A 16950-nucleotide genomic window follows, 5' to 3' on the forward strand; every position below is an offset into this window, starting at 1 on the left:
ATCACGCGAACCGGATGAGCCAGATCCTCTCTTAGGTCAGACCGCCAACTGGCCCAAAACCTCTGATGACGGACAGTGAAACGCAATTGGCTGTGGTTTGCCCGACTAAGTAGCGCTGAAGCACTCTCCTTTGACCTAAGTCAAAGTGCGGAGTCGGATCATGTATTACATTCAAACATTGATATACATGTTTGCTCAAGGGGGGGGATATGGCTTATTGGAGCGAGATTCTAGGAGGATTGACAGGGAAGCGACTAGGCGGGAATGACGTCTACAAATTACCTGACGGTGAAGGTGGAACGGCACTGGGTGATGCTGAGTGGATTTCAGATTTTGGCGTAGGTGGGAATGATATTCTTACCGGAGCCGACGGAGCAGTTAAAAACACCATCAGGGGCGATGCACACGCCTTGATTGACAAAACATCTGGCGGTGATGACATCATTTATGGTGGCTCTGATGTCGCGTTTAATGAACTTTCTGGTGATGCTGGGGCAATAGGTGATTTCGCCGTTGGTGGTGACGATACTATTTATGCGGGAGAATATGCCACGATTAACATCGTGTATGGCGACGCAGGTAGCAATTGGAATTTTGAAAACGATGTTGGGTGGTATGGTGCCTACGATCGGGCCGTTGGCGGCAATGATACGATCTTTGGCGCTGACACCGCGACCAAGGATGTGCTGATCGGTGACTTTGACCAAATGCGGGACCGAGCACGCGGTGGGGATGATGTAATTCATGTCGGGGCCTCGAGTGTAACCGAAGCCTACGGTGACGCTCTTATCATGTCTGACCATTCCAGTGGAGGTGACGATCAGATTATCGGCGGGTTCGACGCCACTAATATCCGAGCGTTCGGGGATACCAAGTACGCCTACGGCAACGTCGAGTTTGGAAATGACATGATCTCGGTTGGCGGTATTAGTCCTACAACGAATACGAGGCAGCTAAACGTTGTAAGTGGTGACGCTTGGGAGTTCGGCGGCGATTTAGTTGGCGGAAACGATACTCTTATTGGCGGTTCAAATCAGGGCGAAGGTCCTGAATTCGATGGAACGGCGAACTTTGACGGCGTTACTAATTCTTTAATTGGTGATGCACATTATCTCAACGACTCTTCTTCGGGCGGGGACGATACAATCTTCGGTGGAGAGAGGGCAGATTTCAACTGGATGTATGGAGATGGCCCTCAGATGTCAGGAGATTCTACGGGCGGAGATGATATTTTATATGGTGGCGATGCCAGCGAATTTAATAATCTCTATGGGGACGCCGACACTCTTACGGGAACGTCTTCGGGCGGAAACGATGTCTTGTACGGAGGTGACAATGTCTGGATTAACACACTTTCAGGCGACGGCTACCTGATGTCAGGGAATGCAACAGGAGGAGACGACATCCTGATTGCAGCGACGGCGTTCTCCAACACTCTAATTGGAGACGCCCGTACAATGTCTGACTTTACCGTCGGCGGAAATGACACACTTATCTCGAGCAGCAGTAGCGATACAATGTTCGGCGATGCGGTAATTTTGGGTGTAGATGCGGTAGGCGGAGCAGACGTCTTTGTTTTCAGTCCATCAGGAGTCACTGCAAACGACAGAATTGGCGACTTTCGGCAGTCGGATGGTGATCTTATTGATGTTAGTGCCTACGGCATCGACGACATCGAGGACTTGATAATCTACGACAATGGCACTTCGACAACGGTCCTTTTTGAAACAGAAGGAACGATCGAAGGAGTGGTGTTACAAGGTTTCGGAGATTCAACCCTACTCACTGAAGACGATTTCATCTTCGTTTAAGCTTAAGTTTTGGAACTGTGATCACAGAACGTAGCTGTCGGAAATGGCTCACAAACTAAATAAGTTCACGCGGAAAGAGTTTCTGTCGTCTGAGTCGTGATTGAGCTCACTCGAGTTCAAGCATCTTTTTGGGCTCTCTAGCGGTCAGAAATGCCCCGTGCTCACCCTCGAAATGCCCCCGCAACCGCCCCAGTTTCTAAGGCTTCGCTAAAAAGCCGATAACAATCATCGGAGGGCAAGGATTCCTACCACCCCAGCCAGTTCATCAGGACATGGAACGAGACTAGGCACTTAGGACTAAACCCTCCAAGAAATGCCCCAGTGGTTTCGGGTATTCTGACGCAATCCGATCTCTCCTCTAGCGGAGGTTCTATGGAGGTAGGAAATTGATTTACGGCGTGTCTTATCTTGATCGGGAAGAAGTCACGAACCAATTTTCAACTGGATTTTTCCGTTCGCCGCACCGGCGCTAACGCCGCAATGGTCAATGGCCTAAGGCTTGTAACAGAGCCAAAGTGGCGCCTCCACCTAGCGCGCGTAACTCTGTGTCCATGCCAACCTACAGCAGATCGAACAACCGGCCCGGCTCGTTGCCTCGACGCGGCAGTTTCAACGCACGCATCACCGAAAATATCATCGCCTGATTTGAGGTGACTACTGGTTTATCCAGCGCAACCTCGATGCGTTCAACAGCTTCGACTGATCGCATGTCGGTGCAACTGAGAACGATCGCCCGCGCATCGGGGTGATCGGCCTGACAGGCCAGATCGAACACTTCGTCCGGGGTCAGCTCGCCTTGCCCATAGTTGCCCAGCTCGCGACCTACATCGGCACATTTGACGGTTGCGATCTGGTTTTGCGCTAGAAACTCAACTGCCTGCAAGTTGATCTCGCCCAGATAGGGCGAAGAGAAACCGATCTTGGTCACACCAAGCGCCTGAATCGCGGCCACAAGCGCCCCTGCTGCCGTGAAGGACAAGGCACCCGATACCTCTTTGATTTCGCGTGCCAAGTCGGCGTCAAAGGATGGTCCATGGGTCAAAGTTGCCGAGGTGCAGCCATAAAGCACAACATCGGGGCGCACGCCTGAGATCATTCGCAGATCATGGCTGATATCCGAAGCACCCAGCCCAGCCATTTGTTCCGTGCCGGGGATCTGATCCACGTCATAGCCGCCTATGCGTTGAAAATGGATGGTAGTATCCGGCGACCGCATCAACTCCATATCCGGTTCCAGATTGGTGTTGGTGAAAGGCACCAGGACGCCGATTTTGGCCCGCCGGCGGGTTTCGTAGCTCATGACAACACCCCTTTCAGCACCTTCAGGCAGCGATCCATGACCGATACCTCACAGATCGTGGCGCGTAGGCAGTCGTTGAGGCCATAGCCACCCATGCCGCGCATCATCAGATTTTCGGCCCGCAGGGCCGCATCCGCACGTTGCGCCTCTTCATCCGAGGCAAAGCGCAGCAGAACAAAGTTGGTGTTACTTTCCGGGACGTTCAGGCCCATTGCGCGGCAGTCTTCAGTAAACTTGTCGCGGATTTCGGCGGTCCGATTGACCACATTTTGCATATGCGCCTGATCCCGCATGGCGGCGGCGGCGGCGGTCTGTGAGGCAATCGAGATGTTGTTGGGATTTAGAAGCTTGCGCATCACACCCGAGATTTCGGTTGGGAAGTAGCCCCATCCAACGCGCGCGCCTGCCATACCGTAGGCCTTGGAGAATGTACGCATGACCACGGTATCGCCGCGGTTTGTCAGGGCGAATATTTCGGTGGGGTCATGGGCATCATCGGAAAACTCGGCATAGGCCTGATCCACGACCAGCAGAATATCTTTAGGCAATCCGTCCCGCAGTCGCAGAACCTCGGAATTGGGGATCAAAGTGCCGGTCGGGTTGCCGGGGTTGCAAATAAAGACGATCCGGGTCTCGGGCATCACCGTGGCCAGGATGCCGTCGACGGAGACGGTCAGGTCGAGCTCGCGGGCCTTGACGTAATCAGCCTGCACCTGCGCCGCTGCCGTGGACACAAACGCGTATCCGAAATCTGTGCCCAGTACCTGGTCACCGAGGCCTGCATAGGCCCGGATCAGGCAACCGATTAACTCCATCGAGCCTGCGCCGCACAGTATCCGTGCCGGGTCCAGCCCGTGCACATCTGCAATTGCAGCACGCAGATCGGGCCATTCCGGGTCGGGATATAGCGGCAGATCGGTCATTGCCGCTTGCCCAGCTGCGATTGCGTTAGGGCTTGCGGCAAAGGCGCTTTCGTTCTGGGCCAGTGAGATGACGCCCGCGCCACCCAGATCAGCCAGCGCATAGGCCGTCATCGCATCCACATGGGGAACCGGGCGGATCATGCGTCACCTCCATAGGCTTTGGCACCCTCAGCGGTGACCAGACCGCGTTTGAGGTCCAGCGCCAGCGCATCGGGGTCACGGTCAGTAGGGGCGCCGAACCCGCCACCGCCGGGGGTGTCGAAGATCAGGTAATCGCCGCCTTCGACGCGTAGCTCTCCCTTGCCCGGGAGGTCGTTGTCGCCGTCGCGGAAACGGATGCGTCCTGGCGCGCCGGGCTGCCCGCCCATGCGGCCAAGGGCGGGAAACTTCAGCCGTTCAACCGATAGGAATACGATGAACGGCTCGTCATTGGACGAGGTCATCTCGATCCGCTGCCCGAGGCCGCCGCGATACTTGCCCGCGCCGCCAGAATCGGGGCGCAGTTCACGTCGCCAGATGGTCACCGGTGCCACACTCTCGGTAATCTCGACTTGACTGCCAAACACCCCCGAGGGGTAGGCGGTGGCTGACAGCCCATCCGCATGAGGCCGCGCGCCGGTGCCGCCATTATGAACCGGCTCAATCGCAAACTCGCGGCCACCGTCGCGGGCAACTTCGGGAGCGTGACGCATGGGCAGGTCAAACATGCAGCTTGCACCCTCAGCCGGGACCGCGTCGGGTAAGGCCTGATGCAGACAACCCAGCACAAGATCGGGGGTGACCTGACCCAGCGTGTGCCGCATCGCCACTGGAACCGGACGTTGGGCGTTTAGAATGCAACCCTTAGGGCCGTCCACGGTAAACGGTTCCAGCGACCCGGCATTATTGGGGATATCCGGACCAACGATGCAGCGCAGCGCGAATACGGTATAGGCGGTGGCATAGTTGAGCGGCACGTTTATGCCTTTGCGCGAACAGCCTGAAGTGCCGGTGAAATCCACATGCATGCCCGACTTGCTAACGGTGAGTGTCGCTTGCATCACCAGCTCATTTTCGTAGCCGTCCATCTTCAGGACGTTCTTATATACGCCTTCCGGCACCTCGGCGATTGCCTCAAGCGTGCCATGGCGCGACGTGTCTATGATATAGCTGCCCAAGCGGTCCAGATCGTCGATGCCAAACTCGTCCATCATCTCGACCAGCCGGGTCACGCCGGTCTCGCAACAAGCGATCAGCGCATAGATGTCGCCTTCGTTTGCAATCGGCTCGCGGCTGTTGGCGCGAATGATATTTAGCAGCAGGGCGTTTGGAGTGCCTTCTTCGACCAGTTTGCAAGGGGGGATCAGAAGCCCCTCGTCATAGATATCCGACCCTTCGGGCCCCATTCCAAGACCACCCAGATCGACCAGATGCGAGGTGCACGAGGTATAGCCCACGACCTTGCCGTTCTTGAACGCCGGCATCATCAGCAGAAAGTCGTTCAGATGCCCCGAGGCAAGCCAGGGATCATTGGTCATGTAGATGTCGCCGGGTCTCATGGTCTGCTCCGGGAAATGCTCACGCAGATGCATAACCGCCGCAGCCATGGTGTTGATATGTCCCGGTGTGCCGGTGACGGCCTGCGCCAGCATCCGGCCCTGCTCGTCGAAAATCCCGGCAGAAATGTCGCCGCACTCGCGTACAATTGGCGAAAACGCCGCTCGGATCAGGGTCTGCCCCTGTTCTTCGACCACCGCCAGCAGTCGGTTCCACATCACTTGCAGGTGGGCCGGAGAAAGATCAGCAGTCATAAAGCGCCTCCTGTCTGGTCATGGATCAGGACAAGATTCCCAATTGCGTCTACATGCGCCGAGAAATCAGCCGAGACCAGCGTGGTGGTTTGCGGTTCATAGATCAGTGCGGGGCCGGGAACGAAATCACCAGGTTTCAGATCCGCGCGCGCAACAAAGGCTGCGTCTTTCAAAACACCGTCGACATCGCAGGTAATGAGTCGCCATTCGGCCACGTTAAAGGCACGGCGATCAGGTGCCTCCGGCATCGGAGGTACATCGCTGTTTGGGGTTGCGACCCGAACGGCCCAGTTGAGAATCTCGATCGCCATTCCCGGCACAGGGCGCGAGAATTGTTTGCGATATTCATCCTCGAACGCGGCGGTTAGGCGGATGATGTCATCCGCCCCCAATGCACGGTCTGGGAGCGTGATTTCTATCTCGTGCCCCTGACCACTATAGCGCATGAAGGCGGTCCGCCAGGTTTCGGTCGCCGTACCGCCGGCACCCTGGCCCACGACCTCCTTTGCCTCGGCAATCATTGTTTCGAAAAGGTCGTTCACGCCATCTATATCCATGCTGTTGAGCAGGGAGTAGCGTGAGCGGACGATCTCAAACGACACAGGTGCGAACAGGAAACCAACTGCGGACCCAACGCCCGGGTTAGGCGGGATCACGATGCGCGACACACCGGCAGAGCGTGCAACGCGACTGGCATGCAGCGGACCGTTGCCACCGAATGCGATCATAGTACGCGGGCCCAGATCCTTGCCCGATTCCACCGCATGCATGCGCCCGGCGCTAGCCATGCTTTCGTCTACGATGCGACTGACCCCATCTGCCGAGCCTACGGCATCCAACTCCAACCTTTCACCGATCACTCGGGTCAGGGCAGCCTTGGAGGCATCCGGATCAAGCTGGATTTGCCCTTCGGCGAATGTATCTGGCGCGATATAGCCTAACGCAATGTCGCTGTCAGTCACGGTCGGCTCAGTGCCGCCCCGGCCAAAGGCGACCGGGCCGGGTTCCGATCCGGCGGATTTCGGACCGACAGTCAGACGGCCCAGACGGTCGACACCGGCGATGGATCCGCCGCCCGCGCCGATCTCGATCATCTCGACCACCGGGACGCGCACCGGCATGCCTGATCCCTTGATGAAACGTTCCGCCCGCGCGATCTCGAACTGGCGCGAGGTCTGGGGCCGGGCATTGTCGATCAGGCACAGCTTGGCGGTCGTGCCGCCCATGTCAAAGGACAGCACATCGCCAAACCCGGCCCGCGCCGCGATGCGCGCGGCAAGGATAGCACCCCCTGCAGGGCCGCTTTCCACCAGCCGGATCGGGAATCGGGTGGCGGTCCGCTCGGTGCACATGCCGCCTCCGGCGGTCATCATCAGGATCGGGCATGTCACGCCCTCGGCTTCGAACCGGGTGACGAACCGGTTAATATAGCTTTCCATCAGCGGCTGAATATAGGCATTGGCAACAGTGGTGCAGAGTCGGTCGAACTCGCGCGCCTCGGGACTTACTTCGGACGAGATTGAGACCGTCAGGTCCGGGCGTCTTTCGGCCAGAATGTCACGCAGGCGGCGCTCGTGCTCGGGATTGGCATAGGCATGCATCAGGCAGATCGCGACCGCCTCGGCACCGCTGACGTATAGATCAGCCATCAGCGCATCAATCGCGTCGTCGTCGAGAGGGATCAGGACGCTGCCGTCTGCCGCCATACGTTCCCGAACGGTCAGCGCCCGTTCACGTGGTACTAGCAAATCGGGCTTTTCCAAGTTGATGTCATACTGCGAATAGCGCCGCTCGTACGCGATCTCCAGGATGTCCCGGAAGCCTTCAGTCGTCACTGTCGCCACAACCGCGCCGCGTCGTTCAATCAACGCATTGGTTGCCAGTGTTGTGCCGTGGATGAAGCCTGTCACATCGCTCAACGCGCGCCCGGACTGGGCGATGACGCGCTGCGCGCCTTCCATCGCCCCATCTGCGGGGTTTTGGTGGGTGGTCAAAGTCTTGGTCGAGGCAACAATGGTCTCGTCGCCGGATACAAGCACCGTATCCGTAAATGTGCCACCAGTATCAATGGCTAAGCGCAAGCGTTGAGCGGTCACGTGGTATTCCAAATTCGCCTGAGTTCGTGCAGATAGAGCGCCCTTTCGGGTGATCACATCCGTTGCGGAACAAGGTTACAGCCGGTGGCACGGCGGTCCAGACGTTTTGTAGTACGATTCCGGTTCATTTTTCGAGCTTGCCCAGCTTTCGACAAGAGACAAGCGCGTTCGCGACAAAAAGGCCTGCAAGCGACAAGAATTATCGCTGCAGGCCAAGAAATCTACCGGTGTCAGACCGTCGGACGGGAAATACGCTATTAGGCAAACCAACAACGCTCGTGAGCTTTGGCAACATCCATTTCCCTATTTGCGGCGATACTGCCCTGCGTCAGAGTGCTGCTGACACTCATGATGTGGTTGGCAATCATCGGGACAAGCGCACCGCCGTCATAATTGACCAGCTTTTTCGCTTCGGAATTCAGCTTCGATTCTGTCGCAAACTTTTGATTGTCGACGGTCTCGTGGCTGAACGGTGAATGACTTCAGGTCTTGATCAATTGAAAACCCAATCATGAATTCACCGCTACGAGATTTAACCAGCAGTGAACGTCGGTTGGCTGCGAGTGCTATGGGTCCTCAATCTCCCCTACAACCTCCTCCTCCCTCTATATATTGTGGATCAGAAACGAGGATACTCGGGCTTCTCTATTCTCCGGTTTCTGTTCACTACATATACCTATTCCCCGCCCCCATAGGACCCCTGCTAAAAAATTCATGAAAGACGAGAGGTCAGAGGGTGCCAGAACAGCCGAGGCATAAACGGGCATTTCTCGGAGAGTTGAGCCCCTGTGGCATGCCGCCGTTCCATGTATGATTGAACTGGCTGGGGTTGTAGGACACCTTTCGAGACCACTAGAGACCCGTTCACAGGCTCTGGCTCGGTCACCGACTAGTCGTTCCGGGCTCTGACGGGTGGTCGCTGGTACTGGCGGGGGTGCTGTTTAAAGGCTAAGGCGGAGCGATCTTTCATTCCTAGTGCAGCGAATGGCTGTTGAGAGCCCAAAGATACCGGTTTCTGCAGTCCGCACTGGCGACGGCATTGCGCAAGAAAGCAAATTTTACGCAATCTGAGAAGACGTCGCTTACCTTGCTTCCCACTATCGATCTCAACTTCGCGCTGGTTTTAGGAATTTTGACCGGAGGACCTGCGCCAGCGGAGATTGTTTCGACCTTCGTATTCCGCCCCGCTGTTGTGCGCGATTCTATCGCATTGGGCTAACCCAGCCTTGTTTTCGTAACTCGCGTAGCACGGCCTCTGCGTTCTCGACATCTTTGTGGATACTTTTGAGCATCGCATCTATCGGCGCTTCCGGCCATGCGCGCTCAAGTTCAGCCAGTTTGGCTTTAGCCGCATAGTCTTGCCCCATAGCTGACAACGCTGCCGTTACATAAGCTAGTGAAGGAGCGCTGAGTGGATCGCCAAGTTGCTTTGCCTCTTCAAAGCGCTCTACAGTTGTTTGATATTCACCCAGATGAAAATACGTCGCGCCGGAAATGTTTCGATTTGCAAATCTTTGGTTGCTGGAATCCAGCAGAGATAGCCTGTCTGCTGTTTCAATAGCTTCTTCGAATTCGCCTGAAAACATGGCCACCGCGCCAAGAAAGTCGAGGACTGCTCCATCATTCGGATCAAGTTTTGATGCGCGTCTACTGAGTTGCAGCGCGGCCTCATAGTCGCGATTGGCAAAACTGGCCCAGCTTTTAGCAGACTGGCTCCAGGCTTGATCTGGGGCAAGGCTTACCGCCTGGTTCGCCAGCTTCATAGCGGCTTCAGCGTATTCGGTCTTGGCATCGGATGGCGGAGTTATCACCGCAAGTGACGCGAGTGCCTGCGCTGCACCGGCATATCCACCGAAATATTCTGGGTCGATCTCGATCACGCCCTCAAACACAGACAGAACAAGTAGCTGCCGCTGTCGGTCGAAGATCGGAAATATCATTGTCCGCGCTTGTTGCGCCAAATTGAATGCTTGTAACGCGGCTGGGGATTTCTCGTAAATTGCCGCGCGCCGCAAGTATGCGTCCGTGTCAGTTTCTGATGAACCACTCACTTCAGCAAAAGCAGTTTCCTGTCCATCTTGGGCAAGACCAACTGCGACCAACGCGCCAACGACGGCCCCTATGGCGAACGCCCCTAAGGGTAGTCCAATGCGTTTGGTTTTTGTTGAGATTGATACTGAACTGGTTTCTGAGACAGTTTCGAACCGCGGCCTATATCCGCCGCTGTCTACACACAGTCTTACCGGATCATCCCTACCAATACCCTCGTAATGCAGTTCCAAGAACTGACGAAGTCGACGTGCATCGACGCGAACGATATTTTCCGGGTCGGTCCCCTCTGAGGTATCGCGGTCATAAACATCTTGGGCGATAGTCTTGCTGCGAATTTGATCTCCCCGACCAGCGAGATCTTCTTCGACGATGTACGTCAGGAACGCCTGAAGCCTATCGGATCCATCCAGATGAGCGTCAGCAATCAACCTGCCGAGGGCAGCGCGCTTCTCGCCGTCCGAGATGTTGTCAGATTGCCGTACCACATTCGTATTTTTGCATTTATTGGCATGTGAGTCACCCCGTTATTCACCGTGAGTCACTTACGGGAAAGTCCCCTAAACCCTAAACTTTTAACCAAAACAGCGAGCCGGAGCGCGAAAATCCGCATTCCCAGCATGCCAATCTACTAAGCGACGGGAGGATTACACATGACACAACGTATGAATTACGAGAGGCTTAGCAAGCACTTCGCAATCGGCGTGATATTTGGCGCTTGGGCTATTTCTCCACAATCGGTCACTGAAGCAGTTATCGATTTAATTGCCCCTTCGGCAGCATACGCGCAGGAAACAGAAGAAGTTTCTCCTACGATGGTGCGTGATCGACCTCGCGATGTGTACTACCCCAATACCGAAGATCTCGCCGAAGACGAGATGCGGGTCATCGCGTGTGGAACCGGAATGCCTACAACGCGAGCTGCTCAGGCTGCTGCGTGTTTCCTTGTGGAACTGGGCAACGGAGATAAGTTCTTGTTCGACATTGGGTCGGGATCGGCAGAGCGGATTTCCTCACTGCAGATCCCGTATAATTACCTAAACAAAGTTTTCATCGGTCACCTGCATACTGACCATTTCGGAGCACTTCACGATCTGTTCATAGGCGGAGCGCTGATGGGGCGAAACGTTCCCCTGCGAGTTTGGGGACCAAGTGGGCCGGCTGAAGAGTTAGGCACAGCCTATGCGCTGGATCATATGCAGAAAATGCTGACCTGGGATTTAGCCGGTCGCGCTGGCAACATTGATTTTCGCGGGTATTCGATGGAAGTTAACGAGTTCGACTACCAGTTGGAAAACGAGGTTATCTACGACGAGAATGGAGTCCAGATACGCACTTTCCCGGCCATTCACTCGATCGACGGTGCAGTTAGTTACGCGCTCGAATGGAACGGCCTGAAATTCGTATTCAGTTCTGACACCTATCCGAACACATGGTTCAAGGAATACGCCAAGAATGCTGATCTAGCGATCCACGAGTGTTTCATTGCGGTGCCAGAACTCGTCGCCAAAATGAAGTTTACGCCCGAGTCTGCTTTGTTGGTCGGGACACAAGTTCACACCGCGCCCGAAGCGTTCGGCAAAGTGATGAGCGATATCCAGCCTCGCATGGCTGTCGCGTACCATTTCTTTAACGACTTCGACACGGCCAATGGCGTGTATGAAAGAATTCGATCAACGTACGACGGCCCGCTGAGCATGGCGGATGATTTCATGGTCTGGAATGTGACTAAAGACGACATCACCGTTCGAATGGCGGCTACTGAAGAACGCACATGGTCGCCGCCGCTTGCCGCTCCAGCGATCGCGCCGGACCCCGCAGACAAAACAGCTTACGCCGAGCAGGTGGGTTTGGCCCCGGAGGTTATGGAATTTTCCGATTTCACAAAGGGTGGTTTTGATGATGTCGATGACGTCTTGAGGCCAATCTACGAAGAAGCTTCGGAAGCCTTGGGGCAAGAGTTCCCATATCCCGGCGACAACTAACATCAAACTTGACTGGCGCGACTTAAACACGCGCCGGTTCTTTCAATTTTGATCGGGTCTTTCTATGCGATACACGTCATCGATTTCTCTCTATTTGTTCTGCGTTGGATGGTTGCTTGTCGCTGCATCCCACGCAGCAAACGCCCAGTCACTTGCACGTTCTGAAGAGGATGAAGGCGGTTGGCGACACTCAATCACGCCCTATTTGTTCCTTCCGCTCAGCACGACGGGCACATCAACTATAGATGGAACCAGCGTCGATTTAGACTTGAACCTGAGCGAGGTGCTGGACGTGCTGCAAGGCGCTGCTTCAGTACGTTACGAGGGCTGGAACGGCGACTTCGGGATCATTTCTGAAGTTTACTACGTAAAGCTTGGCGGAGATGGAACTCTACCCGGTGGCAGGGTGGACGTTGATGTTGATGTCCGGCAGACCTTTGCCAACGTGCAGGGCGCTTACCGGTTTGCGAACGGAGTAAATGCCTCGGGCCAACGCTATGCAGCGGATGCCGCAATTGGGGTTCAGTGGAACCGGATCAAACAGGAAATCGACTTTGCAGGCCCCGGCCCAGGTATGACGTTGGGTGGCACAGAAGAATGGCTCGAGCCAATGATCGCGCTCCGCTATGCGATGGAAATCAACGAGAAATGGAGTTTCGCCAGCCGGGCTGAACTGAGTGGTTTCGGTGTGAATGGCGATGACCTGCAATACCTGGTTGTGGCTGGGTTCGACTGGAAAGGCTGGGAAAACACCTCCCTGCGGTTTGGCTATCAGTTCTATGGAATCGACTTTTCCACCGACCGTTCGGATGGGGAGTTTGCCTATGATGTGGACCAGAATGGTATCTATGCTGCCGTCGCGTTTCATTTCTAAGATTGGCGAATGCAGCAAAGCATGGGTTTGGGTGGGCTCGTCGCTTGCGAGTCTTGCGTTTGGCGCAAGCCACTCGATTGCGGACCTCGTGTCCCCCTATGGCGGGGAAACGGCGCCGAACTTTGTTGAGCTTTCGGTGCAGCCCGATCATGTACGGGTTATCCTTGAGGTCGATTTGAGCGACTATCCGATATTTGTCGTTCCAGATGATGGTTCGGGTACGTCGCTGGCTGAGCGTACAGGTCAGAACATTCAGGTTTGGGCAGACGATGTGGAACTGACCAACACAACGAATACGATTGATGTGCGCCCCAGAATTTCCCGGCAAACAGCAGCCAGCGCTCAGTATCAGCCGCGACCACGCAGCGAAAACGTCGTCTACGTGGATATGGAGTTTCCATTCGATGGCAAGCCTGAACGGATCACATTCATTCCCCCCCTAAGTCCAGACGAGATTCCCTTGGCTTCACTTGGTGTTGTGGCCGAGCACATGGGTGTTCCGGTGACAGACTATCGCTACCTTTCTCAGGCCGAAACGATGCTGCCAGATTGGGATGATCCTTGGTTTAGCAAGTTTGAGAACCCAAACCTTACCCGTCACCACAAATCTCCGATGATGTCGTTTCTGGCCATGGAGCCGCGGGTCGTCCGGCACGAGATCATATTGCGCTTGAAAGACTATGAGACTTGGGCGGAGTTGGACTTTGGAGATGCTGACCGACTGACCAGAGATGATGTCATCAAGATCAAGTCTGACGTCTCGGACTTTTTTGAGACGAGAAACCCTCTCGCCGTCGATGGCAAGCCGATGAAACCGGAAACGGTGCAGGTCTCGCGTATCAAAGTTGGTGCCGAAGGTTTGCGTGTTCTTCCGGATCAAGCCGAGGCAAACCGAAAGACGATGTTACTGGGCGTCGTCCTTTCCTATCCGGTTTCGACTTTGCCGAACCGAATTGATCTGGCATGGGAGCTTTTCCCAGTTGGTTTGGATGTTATTCCGATCACCCTTTCAGATCCGGCAGGGGCGGTCCCCTCGCAGATTTATGCATCCGATCCCGTTGTAAGTTGGAACAATTACCTGACAACTTGGACCAACCCAAAGACAAGCCCAGTCGTCGTTAAAGTCGCGGCTGCAACACAGGTGCCCTCGCTTGCGTTCGGCTTAGGTTTTCTGTGTTTGATATGCGCCTATTTCTCGTTGCAGCGCACAAACGGCCAGCGTCTGATCTTGCTTGGCCTAACCGGGGCATTCGGTGCCGCCGCGATTGTCACATACTCGCTGAACAACCCGTCGTCAGCGCCTGAGTCGGATGAAATCGCATCGCGTCAAATCGTGGAAGGGCTGGTGGCCAATATCGGAACCACGATGCTTGAGACGCGGGATGATAGTGCCTTAGCGGCGATGGAGCCATATGTCGAAGCAACTAATCGCGTCAAGGTTCAAGCAGAAATGCGTCGTGGTTTGTCAGTTACGTTACCCTCTGGCGCCATGGCTCGCGTCGAAGCGATTTCAGACCTGAATGTCGAGAGTTTCACGCCCGGCGAAGAAAGAAATCGGCATCAGGCCCTGGCCAGTTGGACAGCTCGCGTAAGCGGAGGTCATTGGGGGCACCTGCATAGGCAAGCGGTTTCTTATCGTGGCTTGCTCGACGTTTCGCGGCATGGCGACCATTGGATGCTTGATGACCTGACGATTATCAGCGCCAAGACAGGAGGGTAATTCTGTGGTTGTGGTAAGGTTGTTTTTTGCCACATTCTTGTTTGCCACGATCCTTTTGTGCGCGGGCAGAGCAGAAGCGCATTTCAATCTAAACCAGAATGTTCGCATTCACCATGTGTCCCACTCGGAAGATGGCCTTGATGTCTATTTACGCCTTCCGATGCCTTATTTGGTGGCGGAACTCGTCGGTACCGAGGGCCCGGACGGTTTGCCCAAACCAGCTCCATACACATACAATCAGATCGAAGATGGCGTGCTCATGCACTACTTGGATCAGGCCGCGTTGCACAAAGATCCAACCGGCTTGGCTCGTATTGCTGAAAACGGCCTTGTGCTGTCTATCGACGGTCATCGACAAACCCCCGAAATCGTCTCGATAAGACTGCATCCTTTGGGGCAGGAACCTGGATTTGCTACGCTCAATGAGGCACGCTCGGCACTTGCGCCTAGGGACGTTTTTCCAATCAATGAGGAGATTTATGTTGGCGAGGTGATGGTTGACGTGCACCTGCGCTTTGTTACGGGAGAGGTAGGAGCATACAGTTTGTCCTATACGTCATATCCGGGGCTTCCTGGACAAGATGACACGGCGAACCTGATCCTCGACTATAACGGGCAGGATGTTCGAACATATCGTGCGCGGGGTTTGATGCATACCCCGGTCGAAATTTCCGGATCAGCGACCGCAGCCGTTTCGACCTTTTTTGCTGAGGGAATTCGGCACATTTTGGAAGGTCCCGATCATGTTCTGTTTGTGCTTTGCATGATCATCGGTGCGCTAAACTTGCACAGCCTTCTCGCCCGCGTCACAGGCTTTACCTTGGGCCACACGGTGACACTGATTTTGGGTTTTTTTGGTTTCGCGCCGAGCGGAGCATGGTTCATCCCAACCGTCGAATTGGCAATAGCGCTTTCGATAATCTACGCAGCTGCAATGGCGGTTTGGCCACCTGAGAAAGGACATGGCGACCTGAAGACCTTTGCCATCACGTCCGGGATTGGTTTGCTGCACGGGTTTGGCTTCTCCTTCATGTTGCACCAAATTCTACGTATCGATGCACCAAACGTTTGGCACAGCTTGCTAGCTTTCAACGTTGGAGTGGAGGTTGGACAAATCATGATCGTTTTATTGGTCTGGCCGTTGGTTTTGTTGCTGCGCAAACAACCAGGGCGTATCTGGGTTGGTTCTCGCACTGTTGTTGCTGCGTGCGCAAGTCTGGTCGCAATGGTTTGGGTAGTGGAACGGGCAGAGTTTTTTCTCTGGCCACTAGTATGAGTATGTTGTGCGGCTTTGAACAGTATGCGGACCTTCACTTAGATTTGTTGAACGTCAACTTCGTTCGCGCAGCAGACATTCACTGAATTCTGCCGAACGTCTGCACCGAGCCCAAAGCTGACGTTACTTATCCCGGCCATGCAAAAGTCTGCGATGACCTCATAAGTGCATCAAGTGCAGGCGAATGTTTTCGGCCGGGAACTGTAAAGGCCGCGATAGTTCTTGAAACTTCTGGCTCAACAAGCGGGCGCTGCATCAAGCCCGGTAGAGTAACCGAGTACTCAGGCATAAAGGCAAAACCAATGCCCGCAGCAACCATTGCTTGTACCCAATCTTCTCGCTCAGACCTGAAGCGAGCGTACAGCTCAACGCCTTTTGACTGACAAACCGACATTACCATCTCGCGCAACTCACAGGCCAAGCGGTCAACGTAGTTTTCTTGTGATAAGTCTTGGAGCGAAACTGAGTTGAGTTGTCCAAGGCGGTGTTCCGGCGGGAAAACAACCACATATCTTTCGTCGTAGAGTGGTCTAGTCCTGAACTCCTCTTCAAGCTCTTCAGTCAGGGTCATTAAAGCAACATCGATATCGCCATCGGCAAGTTTTTTCTTTAGGTCCGACACGCTTGCTTCGTTGACAGACAACTCCAATCCGCTGTGGTTTTTCTCGAATTGAGCTAAAAAGCGAGCAAGGCGAACGTGCCCAATTGTTGATAGGACACCCAAGCGCAGCGGTACTTTTTCCAGCAAACGAAAATTCTGAGCCAGCGCTTGTGTAGCTGCTGCTTCGTCGACGATGTGCTGTAGATGCGGCAGCATAGACTTCCCAAAGTCGCTAACCAGTATTTTCCTACCTTCCCGATGGAAAACCTGTGCGCCCAGTTCGGTTTCTAGTGACTTGACGCCCTTGGTAAGCGCTGGTTGGCTCACATTGCATTCTGCAGCAGCTTTGGTGAAATTCAGATGCTTTGCGGCAGATAAGACATATCTAATCTGAGACATCTCCATGTTGGGGCACCTCGTCACTGAAAGCTAATAACAATCATGACGCAGGATACACCGTTTTATCCAAACCTGGAGTTATTAAGTCATAAGGTATTGATAGTTCCCCGAGCCACCGCTCCGTGA

General features: G+C 54.7%; 11 protein-coding genes. 5 read left to right on the top strand and 6 right to left on the bottom strand.

Features of this window, described 5'->3' with window-relative positions:
• Nucleotides 1-209: 209 nt before the first annotated feature.
• The gene (locus AC2FJ6_RS17320) at nt 210-1811 is read left to right on the top strand and encodes an autotransporter outer membrane beta-barrel domain-containing protein (protein WP_496669590.1); all 1602 of its coding nucleotides are present in this window, start codon (nt 210-212) and stop codon (nt 1809-1811) included.
• A 559-nt stretch (nt 1812-2370) separates the two neighbouring features.
• Here AC2FJ6_RS17320 and AC2FJ6_RS17325 read toward each other — a convergent pair.
• The 5 genes from AC2FJ6_RS17325 to AC2FJ6_RS17345 all read right to left on the bottom strand — a co-directional run bounded on the left by AC2FJ6_RS17325 (nt 2371) and on the right by AC2FJ6_RS17345 (nt 10457).
• Nucleotides 2371-3111 (bottom strand): maleate cis-trans isomerase family protein, encoded by a 741-nt coding sequence (locus AC2FJ6_RS17325; RefSeq protein ID WP_170775625.1) that lies wholly within the window; start codon nt 3109-3111, stop codon nt 2371-2373.
• Complete coding sequence (locus tag AC2FJ6_RS17330; RefSeq protein WP_496669592.1) at nt 3108-4175, bottom strand: pyridoxal phosphate-dependent aminotransferase; 1068 nt, start codon at nt 4173-4175, stop codon at nt 3108-3110. The genes AC2FJ6_RS17325 and AC2FJ6_RS17330 overlap by 4 nt, the downstream gene beginning before the upstream one ends.
• On the bottom strand, nt 4172-5824 hold the full coding sequence (locus tag AC2FJ6_RS17335; protein ID WP_496669594.1) for a hydantoinase B/oxoprolinase family protein: 1653 nt from the start codon (nt 5822-5824) through the stop codon (nt 4172-4174). The genes AC2FJ6_RS17330 and AC2FJ6_RS17335 overlap by 4 nt, the downstream gene beginning before the upstream one ends.
• The gene (locus tag AC2FJ6_RS17340; protein WP_496669596.1) at nt 5821-7920 is read right to left on the bottom strand and encodes a hydantoinase/oxoprolinase family protein; all 2100 of its coding nucleotides are present in this window, start codon (nt 7918-7920) and stop codon (nt 5821-5823) included. The genes AC2FJ6_RS17335 and AC2FJ6_RS17340 overlap by 4 nt, the downstream gene beginning before the upstream one ends.
• Nucleotides 7921-9122: 1202 nt before the next feature.
• Nucleotides 9123-10457, bottom strand: coding sequence for a tetratricopeptide repeat protein (locus tag AC2FJ6_RS17345; RefSeq protein WP_170775645.1), 1335 nt, complete (start codon nt 10455-10457; stop codon nt 9123-9125).
• A gap of 165 nt (nt 10458-10622) precedes the next feature.
• On the opposite strand from AC2FJ6_RS17345, the gene gntH reads away from it, so the two are divergent.
• From gntH to AC2FJ6_RS17365, 4 genes are all read left to right on the top strand, one after another.
• Nucleotides 10623-11954, top strand: coding sequence for a guanitoxin biosynthesis MBL fold metallo-hydrolase GntH (gene gntH, locus AC2FJ6_RS17350; protein WP_496669598.1), 1332 nt, complete (start codon nt 10623-10625; stop codon nt 11952-11954).
• Nucleotides 11955-12018: 64 nt separating this feature from the next.
• Entirely contained in the window at nt 12019-12828 is an 810-nt protein-coding gene (locus AC2FJ6_RS17355; protein WP_174819524.1) for a hypothetical protein, read from the top strand.
• Nucleotides 12779-14548, top strand: coding sequence for a hypothetical protein (locus AC2FJ6_RS17360; protein ID WP_496669600.1), 1770 nt, complete (start codon nt 12779-12781; stop codon nt 14546-14548). The genes AC2FJ6_RS17355 and AC2FJ6_RS17360 overlap by 50 nt, the downstream gene beginning before the upstream one ends.
• A gap of 4 nt (nt 14549-14552) precedes the next feature.
• Nucleotides 14553-15824 carry a HupE/UreJ family protein gene (locus AC2FJ6_RS17365; RefSeq protein WP_170775651.1) on the top strand — a complete coding sequence of 424 codons (1272 nt, stop codon included), beginning with the start codon at nt 14553-14555 and terminating at the stop codon, nt 15822-15824.
• A gap of 127 nt (nt 15825-15951) precedes the next feature.
• On the opposite strand, the gene AC2FJ6_RS17370 is transcribed toward AC2FJ6_RS17365, so the two are convergent.
• Complete coding sequence (locus AC2FJ6_RS17370) at nt 15952-16830, bottom strand: LysR family transcriptional regulator (protein ID WP_170773677.1); 879 nt, start codon at nt 16828-16830, stop codon at nt 15952-15954.
• Nucleotides 16831-16950: the final 120 nt, after the last annotated feature.

Source organism: Ruegeria sp. CDSA089 (assembly GCF_059612205.1).

Coding starts and splice junctions, on each gene's coding strand:
- AC2FJ6_RS17320 (WP_496669590.1), top strand. CDS start 210: ATGGCTTATTGGAGCGAGATTCTAGGAGGATTGACAGGGAAGCGACTA.
- AC2FJ6_RS17330 (WP_496669592.1), bottom strand. CDS start 4,175: ATGATCCGCCCGGTTCCCCATGTGGATGCGATGACGGCCTATGCGCTG.
- AC2FJ6_RS17370 (WP_170773677.1), bottom strand. CDS start 16,830: ATGGAGATGTCTCAGATTAGATATGTCTTATCTGCCGCAAAGCATCTG.
- AC2FJ6_RS17335 (WP_496669594.1), bottom strand. CDS start 5,824: ATGACTGCTGATCTTTCTCCGGCCCACCTGCAAGTGATGTGGAACCGA.
- AC2FJ6_RS17325 (WP_170775625.1), bottom strand. CDS start 3,111: ATGAGCTACGAAACCCGCCGGCGGGCCAAAATCGGCGTCCTGGTGCCT.
- AC2FJ6_RS17355 (WP_174819524.1), top strand. CDS start 12,019: ATGCGATACACGTCATCGATTTCTCTCTATTTGTTCTGCGTTGGATGG.
- gntH (WP_496669598.1), top strand. CDS start 10,623: ATGACACAACGTATGAATTACGAGAGGCTTAGCAAGCACTTCGCAATC.
- AC2FJ6_RS17360 (WP_496669600.1), top strand. CDS start 12,779: ATGATGTGGACCAGAATGGTATCTATGCTGCCGTCGCGTTTCATTTCT.